Source organism: Bifidobacterium sp. (assembly GCF_050874245.1).
In the GTDB taxonomy this organism is placed as follows: domain Bacteria; phylum Actinomycetota; class Actinomycetes; order Actinomycetales; family Bifidobacteriaceae; genus Bifidobacterium.
The window spans coordinates 1-18607 of sequence record NZ_JBNMKH010000044.1; the positions used below are offsets into that span (position 1 = coordinate 1).

Annotated in this window: 17 protein-coding genes; 15 read left to right on the top strand and 2 right to left on the bottom strand. The window is 61.0% G+C overall.

Annotated elements, in window-relative coordinates:
- From ACR0P8_RS06185 to ACR0P8_RS06235, 11 genes are all read left to right on the top strand, one after another.
- Positions 1-286: ABC transporter substrate-binding protein (locus ACR0P8_RS06185; RefSeq protein ID WP_432624271.1), on the top strand; the 286-nt coding region annotated here is incomplete at its 5' end.
- 176 nt (positions 287-462) lie between these two features.
- Positions 463-1389, top strand: coding sequence for a branched-chain amino acid ABC transporter permease (locus ACR0P8_RS06190; RefSeq protein WP_026646272.1), 927 nt, complete (start codon positions 463-465; stop codon positions 1387-1389).
- 4 nt (positions 1390-1393) lie between these two features.
- Positions 1394-2512, top strand: coding sequence for a branched-chain amino acid ABC transporter permease (locus ACR0P8_RS06195; RefSeq protein ID WP_432624272.1), 1119 nt, complete (start codon positions 1394-1396; stop codon positions 2510-2512).
- Positions 2509-3306 (top strand): ABC transporter ATP-binding protein, encoded by a 798-nt coding sequence (locus ACR0P8_RS06200; protein ID WP_432624273.1) that lies wholly within the window; start codon positions 2509-2511, stop codon positions 3304-3306. Before ACR0P8_RS06195 ends, ACR0P8_RS06200 begins: the two co-directional genes overlap by 4 nt.
- Positions 3306-4010: an ABC transporter ATP-binding protein gene (locus tag ACR0P8_RS06205; RefSeq protein ID WP_432624274.1), complete on the top strand. Its 705-nt coding sequence runs from the start codon at positions 3306-3308 to the stop codon at positions 4008-4010. Before ACR0P8_RS06200 ends, ACR0P8_RS06205 begins: the two co-directional genes overlap by 1 nt.
- 176 nt (positions 4011-4186) lie before the next feature.
- Positions 4187-4849 carry an L-threonylcarbamoyladenylate synthase gene (locus ACR0P8_RS06210; protein ID WP_432624275.1) on the top strand — a complete coding sequence of 221 codons (663 nt, stop codon included), beginning with the start codon at positions 4187-4189 and terminating at the stop codon, positions 4847-4849.
- Positions 4846-6024 (top strand): MraY family glycosyltransferase, encoded by a 1179-nt coding sequence (locus ACR0P8_RS06215; protein WP_432624276.1) that lies wholly within the window; start codon positions 4846-4848, stop codon positions 6022-6024. Before ACR0P8_RS06210 ends, ACR0P8_RS06215 begins: the two co-directional genes overlap by 4 nt.
- Before the next feature lie 156 nt (positions 6025-6180).
- Positions 6181-7725 (top strand): IMP dehydrogenase, encoded by a 1545-nt coding sequence (guaB, locus tag ACR0P8_RS06220; protein ID WP_288267708.1) that lies wholly within the window; start codon positions 6181-6183, stop codon positions 7723-7725.
- Between the two features lie 178 nt (positions 7726-7903).
- A complete protein-coding gene (orn, locus tag ACR0P8_RS06225) occupies positions 7904-8557 on the top strand; it encodes an oligoribonuclease (protein ID WP_432624277.1) in 654 nt (217 codons plus the stop codon).
- A 55-nt stretch (positions 8558-8612) separates the two neighbouring features.
- A complete protein-coding gene (locus ACR0P8_RS06230) occupies positions 8613-9509 on the top strand; it encodes an HAD hydrolase family protein (protein ID WP_432624278.1) in 897 nt (298 codons plus the stop codon).
- Between the two features lie 57 nt (positions 9510-9566).
- A complete protein-coding gene (locus ACR0P8_RS06235) occupies positions 9567-10982 on the top strand; it encodes a PIF1 family DEAD/DEAH box helicase (RefSeq protein WP_432624279.1) in 1416 nt (471 codons plus the stop codon).
- 11 nt (positions 10983-10993) lie between these two features.
- On the opposite strand, the gene ACR0P8_RS06240 is transcribed toward ACR0P8_RS06235, so the two are convergent.
- Positions 10994-11116 carry a hypothetical protein gene (locus ACR0P8_RS06240; RefSeq protein ID WP_432624280.1) on the bottom strand — a complete coding sequence of 41 codons (123 nt, stop codon included), beginning with the start codon at positions 11114-11116 and terminating at the stop codon, positions 10994-10996.
- A 448-nt stretch (positions 11117-11564) separates the two neighbouring features.
- Here ACR0P8_RS06240 and ACR0P8_RS06245 point away from each other — a divergent pair, with 448 nt between their 5' ends.
- The gene (locus ACR0P8_RS06245) at positions 11565-13400 is read left to right on the top strand and encodes a proline--tRNA ligase (RefSeq protein WP_432624281.1); all 1836 of its coding nucleotides are present in this window, start codon (positions 11565-11567) and stop codon (positions 13398-13400) included.
- Positions 13401-13781: 381 nt separating this feature from the next.
- Complete coding sequence (locus ACR0P8_RS06250) at positions 13782-14357, top strand: single-stranded DNA-binding protein (protein ID WP_432624282.1); 576 nt, start codon at positions 13782-13784, stop codon at positions 14355-14357.
- Positions 14358-14392: 35 nt separating this feature from the next.
- Here ACR0P8_RS06250 and ACR0P8_RS06255 read toward each other — a convergent pair whose 3' ends face one another.
- Entirely contained in the window at positions 14393-16483 is a 2091-nt protein-coding gene (locus ACR0P8_RS06255) for a M13 family metallopeptidase (protein WP_432624283.1), read from the bottom strand.
- 118 nt (positions 16484-16601) lie between these two features.
- Here ACR0P8_RS06255 and map point away from each other — a divergent pair, with 118 nt between their 5' ends.
- Complete coding sequence (gene map / locus ACR0P8_RS06260; RefSeq protein WP_026646286.1) at positions 16602-17375, top strand: type I methionyl aminopeptidase; 774 nt, start codon at positions 16602-16604, stop codon at positions 17373-17375.
- Between the two features lie 179 nt (positions 17376-17554).
- The coding region (locus tag ACR0P8_RS06265) for a citrate/2-methylcitrate synthase (RefSeq protein ID WP_432624284.1) at positions 17555-18607 on the top strand (1053 nt) is incomplete at its 3' end.

Sequence of the window (18607 nt, forward strand, 5' to 3'; positions counted from 1 at the left end):
GCAGGACTTCATCAAGTCCTACAAGAAGGCCAACAAGAACGCCGATCCGAACACCTTCACCGCACTGGGCTACGACTCCGTGTACATGATGAAGCAGGCGATCGAGAAGGCCGGCAAGAACGCCACCCGCGAGTCCGTGCGCAACGCCATCTCCGGCATGAGCTTCGAAGGCGTGACCGGCAACTTCACGCTGGACAAGAAGGGCTCTCCGAAGAAGTCCGTCATCGTCCTTGAGCTCAAGGACGGCAAGCCGGAGTACAAGACCACCATCCAGCCGTCCAAGTGATTTCCAACCGCTTGGAGACAGGATTTTGAAAGCCTGAACACGTAAGAGGAGGGAACCGGGAAACCGGTTCTCTCCCTTTCGCGTATCAAGGCGGATTCATCCACATTCATTCATAATCATTCATGATTCATCGGGCCAAGCCGCCCGATGCCAACCAAACTTTGAAAGGAGGAGTGATGGGCAATCAGATCATCATGTTCATCAGCCAGATCTTCAATGGTCTGAAAATCGGCAGCGTGTACTCGCTCGTGGCACTCGGCTACACCATGGTCTACGGCATCATCCGTCTGATCAACTTCGCGCACGGCGATTTCATCATGGTCGGCTCCTACGTGCTGATGCTTACCATTCCGGCGATTGTCGCTTTCGGCCTGCCCGCATGGGTGGCCGTCATTCCCGCGATCCTCATGTGCGTGGCGGTAGGCGTCATCGTGGAGAGGGCCGCATACAAGCCGGTGCGTGAGAAGGGCAACAGCATGACGGCCCTCATCACCGCAATCGCAATGAGCCTTCTGCTGGAGAACGGCTCCCAGGCCATCTTCGGCGCCGACTACCAGACCGTCCCCACCATCATCCAGATTCCGACGTTGTCGATCGGCAAGCTGAAGATTGACGGCGCCACCATCATCACCATCGTGCTTGGCGTGATCATCATGGTCGCGCTGCAGCTGTTCGTCACCTACACCAAGCAGGGCAAGGCCATGCGCGCCGTCTCCGAAGACAAAGAGGCCTCGATTCTGATGGGCATCAACGTGAACTCCACCATCACGCTCACGTTCGCCATCGGTTCGGGCCTCGCGGCGGTCGCATCGCTGATGTACTGCGTCTCCTATCCGCAGGTGTCCCCGATGATGGGCGCGATGCTGGGCCTGAAGGCCTTCGTCGCGGCCGTGCTCGGCGGCATCGGCTCCATCCCGGGCGCCATGGTCGGCGGTCTGGTGATCGGCGTGGTCGAAAGCCTGACCAAGGCGTACATCGGCACCATCACCGGCGGTATCATCACGTCCGCGTTCTCCGACGCCATCGTGTTCGGCATCCTCATCATCGTGCTCCTGGTCAAGCCGTCCGGCCTGATGGGCGAACCGGAAACCGAGAAGGTGTGACCCTATGAAGAAATCAATGCTTTCCACCAAACAGTCCTATCTGATCTGCGCGATCGGCGTGGTCGCGCTGTTCGGCATCCTGATGGGCGTGTGCGAATCCGGTCTGGTCAACGCCTACATCAAGGGCATCATGATGACCTGCTGCATCGCCATCATCATGACCACCTCGCTGAACCTCACCATCGGCGTGCTTGGACAGCTCACGTTGGGTTGCTGCGGCTTCGAGGCAATCGGTGCGTACAGTGCTGCTCTGATGAGCAAGCTGCTCGTCGCCAACGGCGTTGCAATGGATCCGACCCTGCGATTCCTGTTCACCACCCTCGTCGGCGGTGTGGTCGCCTGCGTCTTCGGCGTGCTGGTCGGCATCCCCGCCCTGCGTCTGCATGGCGATTACCTGGCGATCATCACGCTCGGCTTCGGCGAGATCATCCGTGTGATCATCCAGAACCTGAAGGTCGCCGGCGGCATGGGCCTTGACAAGGGAGCCGCGGGACAGGCGCTGATCGGCATCGACCGACTCGCCAACCTGTACGTCGTGTTCTGGATTACCGTCGTCACCGTGGTGTTGCTGTTCATGTTCGCCCGCTCCCGTTACGGACGTGCCGTCAAGGCCATCCGCGACGATGAGATCGCGGCAAGCGCATCCGGCATCAACATCACCTACATGAAGGTGCTCGTCTTCGCCATCTCCGCGTTCTTCGCGGGCATCGCAGGCGGCATCTTCGCGCAGTACATCGGCTCGCTCAACCCGGCCATGGCCGGCTGGCTGCAGTCGATCAACTATGTGATCATGGTCGTGTTCGGCGGTATGGGCTCCCTGACCGGTTCCATCGTCTCCGCCATCGGCCTGACGATTCTTCCGGAACTGCTCCGTGCATTCTCCAGCTACCGCATGCTGGTGTATTCGGTGGCTCTGGTGCTCATCATGATCTTCCGTCCGCAGGGCATCTTCGGCAACTGGGAGTTCTCCCTGACCAAGGTCATCAACAAGCTGTTCTATCCGGTGAAGGTCAAGGAGCACGGCAAGTCCAAGCAGGACGGGACCGACGGCAAGTCCGAGAAGGCCGTGAAGGCCGGCAAGAGCGCCGAAAAGGCCACCAAGACCAAGGAGGCGAAGGCATGAGCGAGCCAATCCTCAGGGCCGAGCATCTCGGCATCACCTTCGGAGGCCTGAAGGCCGTATCCGACTTCAATATGACCATCAACTCCGGCGAGCTCATCGGTCTGATCGGACCGAACGGCGCCGGCAAGACCACCGTGTTCAACCTGCTGACCGGCGTGTACCAGCCCACGGAAGGCGAGTTCTTCCTGGACGGCGAACGCATGAACGGCAAGAAGACGTATCAGGTGGTACGCGCCGGAATCGCCAGAACCTTCCAGAACATCCGCCTGTTCGGACAGATGACCGTCGAGGAGAACGTGCTGGTCGCGTTCAACGAATCGTTCAGCTACCATATGGGTGGCGTGATCTTCCGCACTCCGAAATTCTGGAAGCAGGAACGCGAGATGCATGCCAAGGCCATCGATCTGCTCAAGATCTTCGGGCTTGAGGGCTTGGCGGAAACCGAGGCCGCGAACCTGCCGTACGGTGCGCAGCGCAAGCTGGAAATCGCCCGTGCTCTTGCCACTGGCATGAAGCTGTTGCTGCTCGATGAGCCGGCCGCCGGCATGAATCCTACGGAAACCGAGGACCTGCTCAACTGCATCAATACCATCCGCGACCGTTTCGGCATTGCCATCCTGTTGATCGAACATGACATGAGCCTGGTGATGAACGTCTGCCAGCGCATCCAGGTGCTTGATTACGGACGCACCATCGCATCTGGCACGCCGGAGGAGATCGCCAACAATCCGCAGGTTATCTCCGCATATCTGGGTTCCGATGATGACGATGACGAAAGCGAGGAGGAGGCCTGATGCTGGAAGTCAAGAACCTTTCCGTTTCGTACGGTGCCATCGAAGCCGTCAAGGACATCAGCTTCACCGTGAACGACGGCGAGATCGTGTCCCTGATCGGCGCGAACGGCGCAGGCAAGACCACCACGCTGCACACTATCACCGGTCTGGTGCCGGCGAAGTCCGGTTCCGTCATGTACAACGGCGTCGACCTGCTCAAGACGCACAGCAACAAGATCGTGACCCTTGGCATGGCGCACATTCCGGAGGGCCGTCACGTCTTCACGCGCATGGGCGTCGAGGAGAACCTCGAGATGGGCGCGTTCAGCCTGAAGGACCAGTCCGACATCAAGAAGGACCTCGACATGGTCTACGGCCTGTTCCCGCGTCTGAAGGAACGCCGCAACCAGAAGGCCGGCACGCTGTCCGGCGGCGAGCAGCAGATGCTCGCCATGGGCCGCGCTCTCATGAGCCATCCGAAGACGGTTCTTATGGACGAACCGTCCATGGGCCTGTCGCCGAAGCTCGTCAAGGAGATCTTCTCCATCATTCGTAAGCTGCACGAGCAGGGCATCACGGTGCTGCTGGTCGAGCAGAACGCCAAGATGGCGCTGTCGATCGCCGACCGTGCGTATGTGCTGGAAACCGGCCGCATCACCATGGAAGGCGACGCCAAGGACCTGCTCAACAACGAACAGGTGCGCAAGGCATATCTGGGCGCGTAGCCATTGCCTCGGGCCGCTTGGCATCGGGGGAGTTTCGACATGGAAACGGGCATGATACATCAGGTATCATGCCCGTTTCGTTTGTCCCGCACCGGGGATGGGCGTTTCCGCGGCACGAGGGGCGCCATGAGCCATGCCGTACAATAGGTGAGTTGATTGGCTGAAAGGGAGGTGTCATGAGCGAGATTTGCACGATAAACGACGAATCCCTTGCCCGGGCCGTTGAAATCATCCATGATGGCGGATTGGTGGTCATTCCCACGGACACCGTGTACGGCGTTGCCTGCGATCCGCGCAATATCGAGGCGATTCGCAAGGTCTTCGAAGCCAAGAGGCGCCCGAAATACAAGTCGTTGCAGGTGCTGCTGCCATCGATTGAAAGCATGGAGAAGCTGCATCTGACATTGCCTGTGCCGTTGAATCGACTGGCTGCCATGTTCATGCCGGGCGCTTTTTCGCCGATAGCCGAAGCGGAGGATGATTGCTCGCTCGCCACCGTGCGGCACGATCCGGTGAGCGGCAGGTCCACACAGGGCGTGCGCATCCCCAATTCCGCGGTCGCGTTGCGTGTCCTGCGCGCCACGGGACCATTGGCCGCGACCAGCGCCAACCGTTCCGGCGAGGAAAGCGCGCAGACGGTCCAGGAGGCCAAGGAGGCGCTCGGCGACGCGGTGGACCTGTATCTGGACGGAGGCGCGACGCCCGGTCATGTGGCGTCCACGGTGGTCGGAGCCGATCCGCATGAGCGTGACGGCATTGTGATTCTTCGGGAGGGAGTGATCCGCGAGCCGGTCATCCGCAAGGCTTTGACATTGAACGGCGGTGCATTGGGCGTATGAGAATCTACCTGTTCATTGCCGCGATCGCAGGCGGCGTAACCTACCTGCTCACCCCGCTGATCCGGCATATCGCCATCGAGATCGGCGCCGTCGGAGAAGTGCGCGCGCGTGACGTGCATACCGTTCCGACACCGCGTATGGGTGGATTGGGCATGCTTATCGGCTTCACCGTGGCCATGCTGTTCGCTTCGCACATCCCGTTCATCGAAGGGTTGTTCACCCAATCGCATCAGGCGTGGGTGATTCTCGCCGGAGCCATCATGATCAGCCTGCTCGGCATGGCCGATGACCTGTGGGATCTTGACTGGATGCTCAAGCTTGCCGGTCAGCTGCTCATCTCCGTTTTCGTGGCATGGGGCGGACTGCAGATCATCTCGTTGCCGTTGGGCTCGCTTGTCACCGCGTCGCCGAGCCTGTCCATGGCCATCACGGCGTTCCTGATCGTCGCGTCCATCAACGCCGTCAATTTCGTGGACGGCTTGGATGGCCTCGCATCGGGCATCGTGGCGATCGGCGGCATCGCCTTCGCCATCTATTCGTATATCATCGCGCGAAATTCGCCATCGTATGCATCCATGGCCACGCTGATCGACATAGCCATGGTGGGCATGTGCGTTGGCTTCCTGCTGCACAACTGGCATCCCGCGAAACTGTTCATGGGCGATTCCGGCTCCATGCTGCTCGGCTATCTGATCACCTGCGCGTCGATCGTCATGACGGGCCGTCTCGACCCGGCTTCCATCCATGCCAGTATCTACCTGCCGGTATTCATGCCGATTTTGCTGCCGATGCTGGTGCTGTTCCTGCCGATCCTCGACATGTGTCTGGCGATTGTGCGGCGTCTGAGCAAAGGACAGTCGCCGATGCATCCGGACCGCATGCACCTGCACCACCGCATGCTACGCATCGGACACACTGTGCAGGGCGCGGTGCTGATTCTGTGGGGTTGGGCAGCGCTGATCGCGTTCGGTTCGATTATGATCCTGTTTTTCCGGGCGAGCTATGTGCTGATCGGTTTTCTTGTTGCGGCGGCGTTGCTGACGGTCGCCACGATGTATCCGTATCTGAGGCATCGTATTCCGGAGATTCGGGAGGAGAACGCGGCCATCGAAGCCGATGCGCGTCATGCGTCGGTTGGTCGTTCCCGTGGAGGCAGGTCTCGCGGCGGACGCTGATTGCGTGTCCGCGTATAGATAGTTACGTAGTAGTAAGCGCCGCTAATCTGGTGAAACGCTTTGCCAAACGGCGTGCGTAGAGTTCGTCGATAATGGTTTTTTCTGCTTCCGTGGGCCGTGTCGCAGTTAGTCAGCACACGTTCATATAGTGGATTTATGGCTACAATTCCTGATATGAATGCAGATTCCACGTTCGCCCCACTTCCTCCTATTTTCGCCCAGCTTGGCCTCGCATATGACGATGTGCTGCTGCTGCCGAACGAGACGGATGTCATTCCGTCCGAAGTGGACACCACCACTCATCTCACCCGCAACATCACGATGAAGGTCCCGGCCATCTCCGCGGCCATGGACACCGTCACCGAGTCCGACATGGCCATCGCCATGGCTCGCAACGGCGGCATCGGCGTGCTGCACCGCAACCTCTCCATCGATGACCAGGCCGCACAGGTCGACATCGTCAAGCGTTCCGAATCCGGCATGATCAACGATCCGCTCACCGTGAGCCCGGACGTGACCTTGGCCGATCTCGACAAGCTGTGCGGTCGCTTCCACATCTCCGGACTGCCGGTCGTGGACAAGGACAACAAGCTCGTCGGCATCATCACCAACCGCGACATGCGTTTCATCGCTTCCGAGGATTACGACCGTCTGAAGGTCTCCGAAGTGATGACCCGCGAGAACCTCATCACCGGCCCGTCCAACATCTCCAAGGAGGACGCCCACGACCTGCTGGCCAAGCACAAGGTCGAGAAGCTGCCGTTGGTCGACGCCGAAGGCCACCTGACCGGCCTGATCACCGTCAAGGACTTCGTCAAGACCGAACAGTATCCGGACGCCACCAAGGACGAGCAGGGCCGTCTGCGTGTCGCCGCCGGCATCGGCTTCCTCGGCGACGCCTACAACCGTGCCTCCGCTCTGATGGAGGCCGGTGTCGACGTGCTCGTGGTCGACACCGCCAATGGCGAGGCCAAGCTCGCCCTCGATATGATCCGTCGCCTTAAGTCCGACTCCGCGTTCGACGGAGTGGACATCATCGGCGGTAACGTCGCCACCCGTCAGGGTGCGCAGGCCATGATCGACGCCGGTGTTGACGCTGTCAAGGTCGGTGTCGGACCGGGCTCCATCTGCACCACCCGCGTGGTCGCCGGCGTCGGCGTCCCGCAGCTCACCGCCGTGTACGAGGCGGCTCAGGCCTGCCGCGCGGCGGGCGTGCCGTGCATCGCCGACGGTGGCATCCACTACTCCGGAGACATCGCCAAGGCTCTGGTCGCCGGCGCATCCTCCGTGATGCTCGGCGGCGTGCTTGCCGGCTGCGAGGAGGCTCCGGGCGAGAAGGTGCTTCTGCACGGCAAGCAGTACAAGCTGTACCGTGGCATGGGCTCCCTTGGAGCCATGGCTCCGCGCGGCAAGAAGTCCTACTCCAAGGACCGCTACTTCCAGGCCGACGTCACGTCCAACGACAAGGTCGTTCCGGAAGGCGTCGAAGGCGAAGTGCCGTACCGCGGCGCGCTCAACGCCGTGCTCTACCAGATGATCGGCGGCCTGCACCAGTCCATGTTCTACATCGGCGCCCACAACATCGCCGAAATGCCGGAACGTGGCAAGTTCATCCGCATCACCGATGCTGGTCTGCGTGAATCCCACCCGCACGACATCGTCATGACCGCCGAAGCGCCGAACTACTCCGGCCGCCAGTGAGTGTTCGGACGACGGTCCGATCGAGTGAAGTCCCGTCCCATGGCAGGAGCTGTGGAACGGGACTTCCCGTTTTTCGCGCCACCTGCCGGGAATCACGTACCTACCTCGCGGTATCTTCGTATGTTCGGCCCGCGCAAAAGAACGTGGGGCGAGGAACCCAAACCGAAACGAGGCAACGATGGTAGATGCACATGATGGCGAAACATACACGTCCGCAGGCTCGCGCCTGATCTGGATCGATTGCGAGATGACCGGATTGGACATCTTCGGCGGCGACGAGCTCGTCGAAGTGTCCGCGGTGCCGACCGACTTCGACCTGAACGTGCTCGACGAAGGCGTCGACTACGTGATCAAGCCCAGCCAGAAGGCCGTCGACCATATGAACGATTTCGTGCGCGCCATGCACACCCGTTCCGGACTGATCAACGAGTGGGAGAACGGTCTGAGCCTCGACGAGGCGCAGACCAAGGTCATCGAATACGTCAAGCGGTTCACCCCGGATGGCGTCAAGCCCCTGCTCGCGGGCAACACCATCGGCTCCGACAAGAAGTTCCTCGACCATTACATGCCGGACCTCATGGAGAACCTGCATTACCGCACCATCGACGTGAGCACCTTCAAGGAGCTCGCGCGCCGCTGGTATCCGGCCGTGTACCTCAACCGTCCGCCGAAGAACGGCGGCCACCGCGCGCTCGCCGACATCATCGAATCGCTTGACGAGCTGCGCTATTACCGCAAGGCGTTCATGGCCCCGGTGCCGGGACCGGACGAGGCCGAGGCGAAGGCTATCGCTGCGGACATCCAGCGCACCAGCCTGCTCAACAAGGACTGATTCCTCATCGAATACGATGTCCGTGGAAATCGGACGATTGCACGAAGGGAGCGGCATGACCGCAGCCGATTGGACCACCATCAGCCAGCCGCAGGACATCCGTCTTGTGGTCGCCGACATGGACGGCACCCTGCTTGACGGACGGAGTGAGATTCCGGACGGATTCTGGCCGACGCTTGCCCGTCTCAAGAGCCGCGGCGTCGAATTCGTCCCTGCTTCCGGACGCCAGTATGCCACGTTGCGTGGCATGTTCGCGGACAAGGCCGCGCAACTGCTTGGCGGGGAAGAGCTTTCCTACATCGCCGAGAACGGCAATGTGGTGGCGCTTGATGGCAAGGTCATGGAGGTGCACGGCATCGACTTGGATGTCACACGGCACGTCATCGACCTGATCGATGCTGCCGCGGCGTCCGGCAGTAATGTGGGCTTGGTGGTCTGCGGTCTCAAGTCGGCCTACGTGCAACGTACCGACAAACCGTTCATCGACGAGGTGAGCAAGTATTACGCGGCGCTACGCATTGTGGATGATCTGCACGCGGTGCTGGACGTCGCCCAGGAACCGTCTGCCTATAAGCCGGGCGGCGACGCCGAAATAATATTGAAACTCGCGGTGCTCGACTTTGACGATGCCGAACGTTTCACCGACGAGCATCTCACGCATCTGCGTACGGACTATCAGGTGGTCGTCTCCGGCAAACTGTGGGTCGACATTATGAACGCCGAAACCGACAAAATGCAGGGTGTGAAGGCATTGCAGCGTGCGCTTGGCGTCACGTCCGCGCAGACCGCCGTATTCGGCGATTATTTGAATGACGCGTTGATGCTTGGCACCGGCGATTGGTCGTTCGCCATGGGCAACGCGCATCCCGACCTGAAATCCGCCGCACGTTACATCGCTCCATCGAACGTCGATCATGGCGTGCTCAAGGTTCTGGACAGGCTGATCGTCTGACCTGTCGCCGGTGCGATCGCGTCCGCATGGGTGTGGATAAGGGAAAGGGGACACGGTATGAGGCAAAGCGAGGCGCTTGCGATTCTGGGTTCCGGCGTGAACGTGTTTCTGACGGGCGCGCCCGGTGCGGGCAAGACGTATGTGCTCAACGAATTCATACGTCAGGCACGTGCCGATGGCGCCTCCGTGTCCGTCACCGCGTCCACGGGCATCGCGGCCACGCACATCAACGGCACCACCATCCATTCCTGGAGTGGTGTAGGACTGGCCACCGCGCTGACCGACAGCCTGATCAAAACCGTCCGCACACGTCGCAAACGCAAGTTGCGTGAGGCTGACATCCTCATCATCGACGAGGTCTCCATGCTGCACGCATGGTTGTTCGACATGGTTGACCAGGTCTGCCGCATCATCCGTCGCGATGAACGTCCGTTCGGCGGTCTGCAAGTGGTGCTTTCCGGTGATTTCTTCCAATTGCCTCCCGTCTCCGTATCTGGGCGCAACAACGACCTGATTGCTCCGGGACCCGAATTCCTGGCCAGTCGGGAGCGGTACGCCAAGGCCGGTCTCAATCCGGAGGGCTTCGTCACCGAATCGCTGGTATGGCGGGAACTCGACCCCGTCATCTGCTATCTGACCGAACAGCATCGTCAGGATGACGGCAAACTGCTGAACGTGCTGACCGACATCCGTGACGGTGCCGTGGACGATGCCGACCGTGACATCCTGCTGACCAGACTCGGCGTGCTGCCGGAACCGGGGCAGCAGGCGGTGAACCTGTTTCCCGTCAACAGGCAGGCGGACGCGCTCAACGATCTGCGTCTGTTCGAAATCAAGGAGGAGCCGCACGAGTATCTAGCCGAATCCTCCGGCGCGGCCGCCATGGTGGAACGGATGAAACGCAATATGCTCGCTCCGGAACGGCTGCTGCTCAAGACGGGAGCCGCGGTGATGGCGGTGCGCAACGACCCCGACCGCCAGTTCGTCAATGGATCGCTGGGAACCGTGCGTGGCTTTGCGGACCAATCGAAAGGCGGCTGGCCTATCGTCGAATTCGAAAACGGCAACATCGTCACCATGAAGCCGGCTTCCTGGGAAATGCAGGACGGCGACACCGTGCTGGCGACGGTCAAACAGGTGCCGCTGCGTTGCGCATGGGCCATCACCATCCACAAATCGCAAGGCATGACGTTGGACCGTGCCGTGATGGATCTGCGGCGCACGTTCGCACCTGGCATGGGGTATGTGGCGTTGTCTCGTGTGGAAAGCCTCGATGGCCTGTATCTGCAAGGAGTCAACGAGCGTATGTTCCTGGTGTCGCCGGACGCGGTTCGATTGGATGGGCGATTGCGGTCGGAATCGGCGTTGGCCGCCGGCGTATTGGTCCGCGAAGGCGTCGCTGCCTTCCGTGACCGTATGCCAAAATCCGCAGATGGAGGCGATGACGAATTCGCGCAGGATGCGCTGTTCTAACGAATGAGGCGTCAGCCCATCGCTTGCAACGAGCGTGCGAGATCCGGATCGAGCTCGTTCTCTTCCTCCTCGCTGGCTGGATTGGTGTCCCAGCAGCTTGCGATTGCACAGGCCAGGCCTACGAGCAGCCACACGGGATTGCGTTGAAGCGCTTCGAACCCCGGAATCGCGCGCGATGACGATCCACGCCATCAGACCGGCCATGGCGGCCACATTGAGCGGTTTGCGCCAAGGCAGCGAGATCAAGGCCGCGCACAGCAGCGCCATGCTCAGGCCCACCCACTTGTTCGCGCCGGTAAGCACTTCCGGCGTTGCCATGGCGAACACGAGATAGCAGATGATGCCGATCCAGCCAAGTTTGTTCCAAATCGAAATATGCGCGGTGATATGACGCATGTCTTTCCTCTCCAACGTTCCGTGCGGCGCGTGCGATGTGTTTCGTGATTCGCCTGACGGAGTCCCCGTAGGGGTGATTATAAGCATTGTGCAAGACTTATTTATAAGGTTATAAATAAACGATTTCGTCAGTTTATGCGGCCGTTCGATGCCGTTACGTCTGCTTGCCTGAGTAACTTTGGGCGTATGACCAAAGCACTTCGTATGTCTACCATGTTCCTGCGCACGTTGCGCGAGAACCCCGCCGATGCCGACGTCGTGTCGGACCAGTTGCTGCAGCGCGCCTGCTATCTGCGCAAGGCCGCTCCGGGCATCTGGACCTGGCTTCCGCTGGGTCTCAATGTCCTGAACAAGATCGAGAACATCATCCGTGAGGAGATGGCCTCCATCGACGCCCAGGAAGTCCACTTCTCCGGTTTGCTGCCACGTGAGCCGTACGAGGCCACCCACCGTTGGGAGGAGTACGGTGACAACATCTTCCGTCTGAAGGACCGCCACGAGGCCGATTACCTGCTGGCTCCGACCCATGAGGAGATGTTCACCCTGCTGGTCAAGGACCTGTACTCCTCGTACAAGGACCTGCCGGTGACCCTGTACCAGATCCAGACCAAGTACCGTGACGAGTTCCGTCCGCGCGCGGGTCTTATCCGCGGCCGCGAATTCATCATGAAGGACGCCTATTCCTTCACCCTCGACAAGGAAGGCCTCGTCAAGGCCTATATGGATGAGCGCGGCGCATACGAGCGCATCTTCAAGCGTCTTGACCTTGACTATGTGCCGGTGCACGCCATGGCCGGCCCGATGGGTGGCTTCGAGTCCGAGGAGTTCCTCGCTCCGATGGAGATCGGCGAGGACACCTTTGCGCAGTCCCCGTCCGGCAAGGCGTGGAACGTCGAGGCACTGACCACTCCGGAACCGCCGGCGATCGACTATTCCAACACCCCGGCCGCCGAGAAGCGTCCGACGCCGAACGCCGAGACCATCGACAAGATGGTCGAGTTCGCAAACGCCAACCATCCGCGCAGCGACGGCCGCGCATGGCAGGCCAGCGACATCCTGAAGAACGTCGTCATCGCGGTCAAGCACGCCGAGGACAAGAACCACGACGAGCCGTGGCGCGAGCTCGTGGTCGTGGGCGTGCCCGGCGACCGCGTAGTGGACATGAAGCGCCTTGAGGCGCAGTTCGCCCCCGCCGAGATCGAGGAAGCCACCGAAGAGGACTTGAAGAAGCACCCCGAACTGGTCAAGGGCTACATCGGCCCGATGGTGCTCGGCCCACAGGCGCGTGGCGGCAAGAAGGCCGAGAACGCCGACGAGACCGGCGACGCGCTGCGCTACCTCGTGGACGCGCACATCGCCCGCGGCTCCGCATGGTTCACCGGCGCCGACGAGCATGAGGTGGACTACTACGACTTGGTGTACGGCCGTGATTTCGAGGCTGACGGCACCGTAGAGGCCGTTGAGGTCCGCCACGGCGATATGAGCCCGGACGGCTCCGGCCCCCTGAGCTTCGAACGCGGCGTGGAGATCGGTCAGGTGTTCCAGCTCGGTCTGAAGTATTCCAACGCGCTCGGCCTGAAGGTGCTCGACCAGAACGGCAAGACGGTTCCGGTGTGGATGGGTTCCTACGGCATCGGCGTCTCCCGTGTGATGGCCTGCATCGCCGAAACGCACCACGACGAGAAGGGTCTGGCATGGCCGGCCGTCATTGCTCCTGCGCAGGTGCATGTGGTGGCCACGGGCAAGGACGCTGCCGCGTTCGAAGCCGCCGAACGGCTGATCGCCGAGCTCGAGAACAAGGGTATTGAGGTCATCTTCGATGACCGGAAGAAGGTCTCTCCGGGCGTCAAGTTCAAGGATGCCGAGCTTATCGGCGTGCCGATCATCGCCGTCGCCGGACGCGATACCGTCAACAACGGCACCATCGAGGTGCGCGACCGCAATGGCGAGAACGCCGAGGCGGTGCCGGTTGAGGACGCTGCGCAGGCCATCGCCGACCGTGTGGCGGCGATGCTCAAGTAGTATGTCCGCAAACGCATGACGCCGGATCGATACGGCGTCGCACTATGACGGAAGACCATGCAGGAGCGTGGCCTTCCGTTTTTTTATGGGGAACATTGCAAAAACCCTGCTCGCATATGGATTGTGGATGGGTGTGGAAAAGCCGAAATTATCCACCGGCTATCCACGACTCGCCCGGAATGCCGTTGGTTATCCACATTCGCCGTTCAGGCTTGTGCGCATGAGGGCATGTCGAAGATAGTGGTGACTACCGCGGAAACGCAAGGACGCGGGGAGGGCGCGCAGAGCTCCTCTCTCAACACCCACCTCCGACTGTGTGCCGCTTCCGCGCCGGCTTCGGCGCTTTCCGCGGACCATTTCCATCGAGTAGAAAGGCCGGTCATGGCACAGCAGCAAGGGCTCCTCACCGTCACGGGATATGTGGGCGGGAACCCCACCCAGTTCAATCGGGAAGGCATGCCGCATGCCAGTTCGTTCCGTCTGGCCAGCACTAGGCGCTATTTCGATGGTCGGACGCAGCAGTGGCGGGATCTGCCCACCACATGGATCACGGTGAAGGCCTACCGTGGCCTTTCCGAAAGCATCTGCCAATCGTTCAAAAAAGGCGAGCCGGTCATCGTATCCGGTGTTCTGGCCTCGGAAAGCTGGGTGGACCAGAATGGCAAGCATCAGTCGAAACTGGTCATGGAAGCGAACGCGGCGGGGCATGACCTCAATTACGGGGTGTCCACGTTGCGCCGATTCGCCAAGCAGAACGACGGTCAGGACACGCGCGTGGAACGGACTTCCGCACGCGACCCGTATGCGCGGGACGACCGGCCGCAGGAGGCGGCTCCCGTCGAGATATTGGATGAACGGGATGCCAATGCGGCTGAATCGTGGGACGAACAGCCTGCCGGCATGGATGAAAATGCCGCCGAAGCCCCTCAGGAGGAGTTCGGCGGCGATGGATTCTGACGATTATCCGGCGATGGGACCGCTTGCGCGCTCCGTCACCAAATGCGCACCCGCTGTTCCGGTTCGAGCCACATGCCGTCGCCCGGCTTCACATCGAACGCCTTGTGGAACAGGTCCACATTGCGGGCGATGCCATTCGTGCGGCATTCCGCGGGGGAGTGGGGGTCGATCTGCAGATACTGTTCGGCCAGCTCGTCGCGGTTCTTGGTACGCCAGATCGAGGCGTAGCTCAGGAAGAAACGCTGCAGACCGGTGAAACCGTCGATTTCAGGGGCTTCTGCGAGCGAGGCCTCGATGGCCTCCATCGAACCGTCCTTGCTGCGGCCCGCTGCCTCGTCGAGCGCGAACGCGTAAGCCTTCAGCGCGATGTTCACGCCGCTCAGGTCGCCGATGTTCTCGCCGATGGTCAGCGCGCCGTTGACGTGCGGGGCCTTCGACGGGTCGTCGGCGTACTTCTCGGCGAGCTGTGTCGGCACGAACTCGTTGTATTGGTCGATGAGCTTCTGGGTGAGCGCCTTGAAATTGGCCTTGTCCTCTTTGGTCCACCAGTCGTTGAGCTTGCCGTCGCCGTCGTATTGCGCGCCTTGGTCGTCGAAACCGTGGCCGATCTCATGGCCGATCACGGCGCCGATGCCGCCGTAGTTCGCGGCGTCCTCCGCGTCCGGGTTGAAGAACGGCGGCTGCAGGATGGCGGCCGGGAACACGATCACGTTCATGGTCGGCTCGTAGTACGCGTTCACCGTCTGCGGGTTCATCAGCCATTCGTCCTTGTCCACGGCCTTGCCGACCTTGGCCAGCTGATAACCGGTCTCGTACAGGTTCGCGGCGCGCATGTTCTCGGCGAAGCCGGCGTCCTCGCGCACGTCCAGTGCGGAGTAGTCGCGCCAATGATTGGTGTATCCAATCTTCGGCACGAACTTGGAAAGCTTCTCCAAGGCCTTCTTCTTGGTCTCATTCCCAAGCCAGGCGGAGCTGGAGATGGACACGCGGTAGGCGTCGATGAGGTTGCCGACCAACTGTTCCATGCGCTGTTTGGACGTCTCGGGGAAGTGCCGCTTCACGTATTCGCGTCCGACGTCCTCGCCGCAGACGCCATTGACCAGCGAGACGCCGCGCTTCCAGCGGACGCGCTGCTCCTTCTGTCCGGACAGCGTCCTGCCGTAGAAATCGAAATTCGTCTCGTCGAATTCGTGGGGAAGTTCCACGGCGGAGCCGATGATCACATGCACGCGGGCCCACAGCTTGAGGTCATCCAGCGGGGTTTCCTTCCAGAATGCGTTGATTCCGGAGAGGAAGCTCGGCTCATGGACGACCGTGTGCTCGAACGAGCCGCGGAGATCCAAGGGCTGCGCGGCGGCGGCCGTGGTCGCATCATAGGCGGTCTGCCATGCCTCGATCCATGCGCCGAGATTGAAATCGGCGAGCGTTGCCTGCAAATCGGCGTAATCGGTCGGATTATAGGTCTTCACCGAATCGCGGGTGGCCACATTGTCCCAATGGTTCGACGCGATGCGGGTCTCGACGTCGAGGAAGCGCTTGGCCTGCGCGTCGGCGTCATCTGCGTCGGCGGCGAGATGCGCGTTCCTCAGCTGTTTGGAGACCATGTCGACATACGCCTCGCGGATCGGTGCGTAGTGGTCCTCGCGGTAATAGGCCTCATCCGGCAGTCCCAGACCATCCTGCTCGATGTGGATGATATTGGTCTCGGGCGCCCCCGGGTCTCCGTAGACGGCGATGCCAAGCAGATCAGGGCCGCCGGTCGGATTCATCGCGCCAAGCGCGCGGGTGAGCGCCGTTTTGTCTCCGGCCGCGTCGATGGAGCTGAGCTGGCTTTCGATGGCGGAAAGGCCGGCTGCGTCGATGGCGTCGACGTCGAGGAAGCTTTTGTACAGCGCGCGCGACTTGACCGCCGGGCAGTCGTCCTCTTCGAGGATGTCGCGGATCTGGTTCTCCGCGTCCTCGGCGAGCTTGTCGAAGGATCCGTAACGGGAACGGTCGTCGGGAAGACGGTACATGTCGATCCATGGGCCGTTGACGTAGCGGAACAGATCCTGTGCCGGGCCGGTCACGGCGGAGAACGATGCCGGATCGATACCTGAAACCAAAGAATTCGTAGTATTACTCATGGCTTCACACTATCCATCTTTGGTGACAAGACGGAGCGTTCCGGCCAATCGTCTGGACGAAATCCGGCAGGAGGAATGCGGCTTCGCGCTGTATGGCCCGCGAAGTAGGGTTGAGGGCATGATTGAACTGAAAACTCCCAAAGAGATTGAAGCAATGAAGCCCGCGGGCCGTTTCGTCGGCGGCATCCTGCGCGACCTGAAGGATTTCACCAAAGTCGGCACCAATCTGCTGGAAATCGATGAATTCGTCCACAAGCGTATCGTGGACCGCAAGGGTGCCACATCCTGCTATGTCGACTATGCGCCCGATTTCGGCACCGGCCCGTTCGCCCACTACATCTGCACGTCAGTGAACGATGCCGTGCTGCACGGCGTTCCGTACGATTACAACCTGAAGGACGGCGACTTGATTAGCCTCGATCTGGCGATCAACGTCGATGGCTGGGTCGCGGATTCCGCCATCAGCTTCTGCGTCGGCACGCAGCATCCCGACGACCTGCGTCTGATCAAGTGCACCGAAGAGGCGCTGGAAGCCGGCATCGCCGCAGCGCAGCCCGGCAATCGTCTGGGCGACGTGTCCTGCGCCGTCGGCGACGTCGCACGCGAATACGGCTATCCGATCAACCTGGAATTCGGCGGCCACGGCGTGGGCCGCATCATGCACGGCGATCCGCACGTGCCGAACGACGGCAGGGCGCATCACGGCTACAAGCTGCGTCCGGGCCTGGTCATCGCCATCGAACCGTGGTTCCTCAAGACCACCGACGAGATCTACCAGGATCCGAAGGACGGCTGGACCCTGAAGAGCGAGGATGGCTCCCGTGGCGCGCACAGCGAGCACACCATCGCCATCACCGAGAATGGTCCGGAAATTCTCACCGTCCGCGACTAGTCCGTAGCGACATACCCGTCAAGGGCCGTGCGATCACACGCACGGCCCTTTCATCGTTCTGACCGTTGCACAGCTTCGGAAACGATGCGGGAACGTTCGCTTTTGAGACGATGGAAGCATGCCGAAACGCGTATGCCATATAGTTGACGATACTTTTTTAATCGGTAAGGAGTGAACATATGGCCACAGCCAATCTGAGTGTGGAATCCAAGGACTTCACCCTGCCGGTGGTCGAGGCCACGGCGGGCGCGGACGGCATCGTGGTGTCCACGCTGCGCAACGATGGTTGGGTCACGCTCGATCCGGGCTTCCTGACCACCGCGCAGTGCGAATCGAAAATCACGTACATCGACGGCAAGAACTCGATTCTGCGCTATCGTGGCTATCCGATCGAGCAGCTGTGCGAGCAGTCCGACTTCCTTGAAGTCGCTTGGCTGCTGCGTCACGGCGAACTGCCGAACAAGGACCAGTACGACCGTTTCATCTCCGACATCAACCACCGCACGATGGTGGGGGAGGACTTCCGTACGTTCATGGGCTCCTTCCCGCGCACCGCGCATCCGATGAGTGTGATGGCATCCGCGGTCAACGCGCTCGCCACGTTCTACCCGGACACCACGGACATCAACGATTCCGACCAGCTTGACGAGGCTGCGACCATCATCATGGCCAAGGCCCGTACCATCGTGAGCTATATCTTCCGCCGTCGCCGTGACGAGCCGATGCTGTACCCGGACTACTCGCGCGGTTACGTGGACGACTTCCTGCGCATGTGCTTCGCCGTGCCGTACGAGCCGTTCGAATCCGACCCGCTATACGTGCATGCGCTCGGTAGACTGCTCATCATCCACGCCGATCATGAGCAGAACTGCTCCACTTCCGTGGTACGTATCGCCGGTTCGGCGCATGCCAACCTGTATTCCGCGGTCGCGGCGGGCATCAATGCGCTGTCCGGACCGTTGCATGGCGGCGCGAACGAGGCCGTGCTCCGCCAGCTTAAGGCGATTCGTGATTCAGGCAAGAGCGTGAAGGAATTCGTCGAGGATGCCAAGGCCAATGGGCAGCGCATCTCCGGACTGGGACATCGCGTCTACAAGTCGTACGATCCGCGGGCGGCCATTGCCAAGAGCTACCTGGAGAAGATCATGACACGGGCCGATACACTGAAACTGCCGGCAGACGAACGCGCGTTGTTCCAAGTCGCCACGGAGCTGGAGGAGATCGCGTTGAAC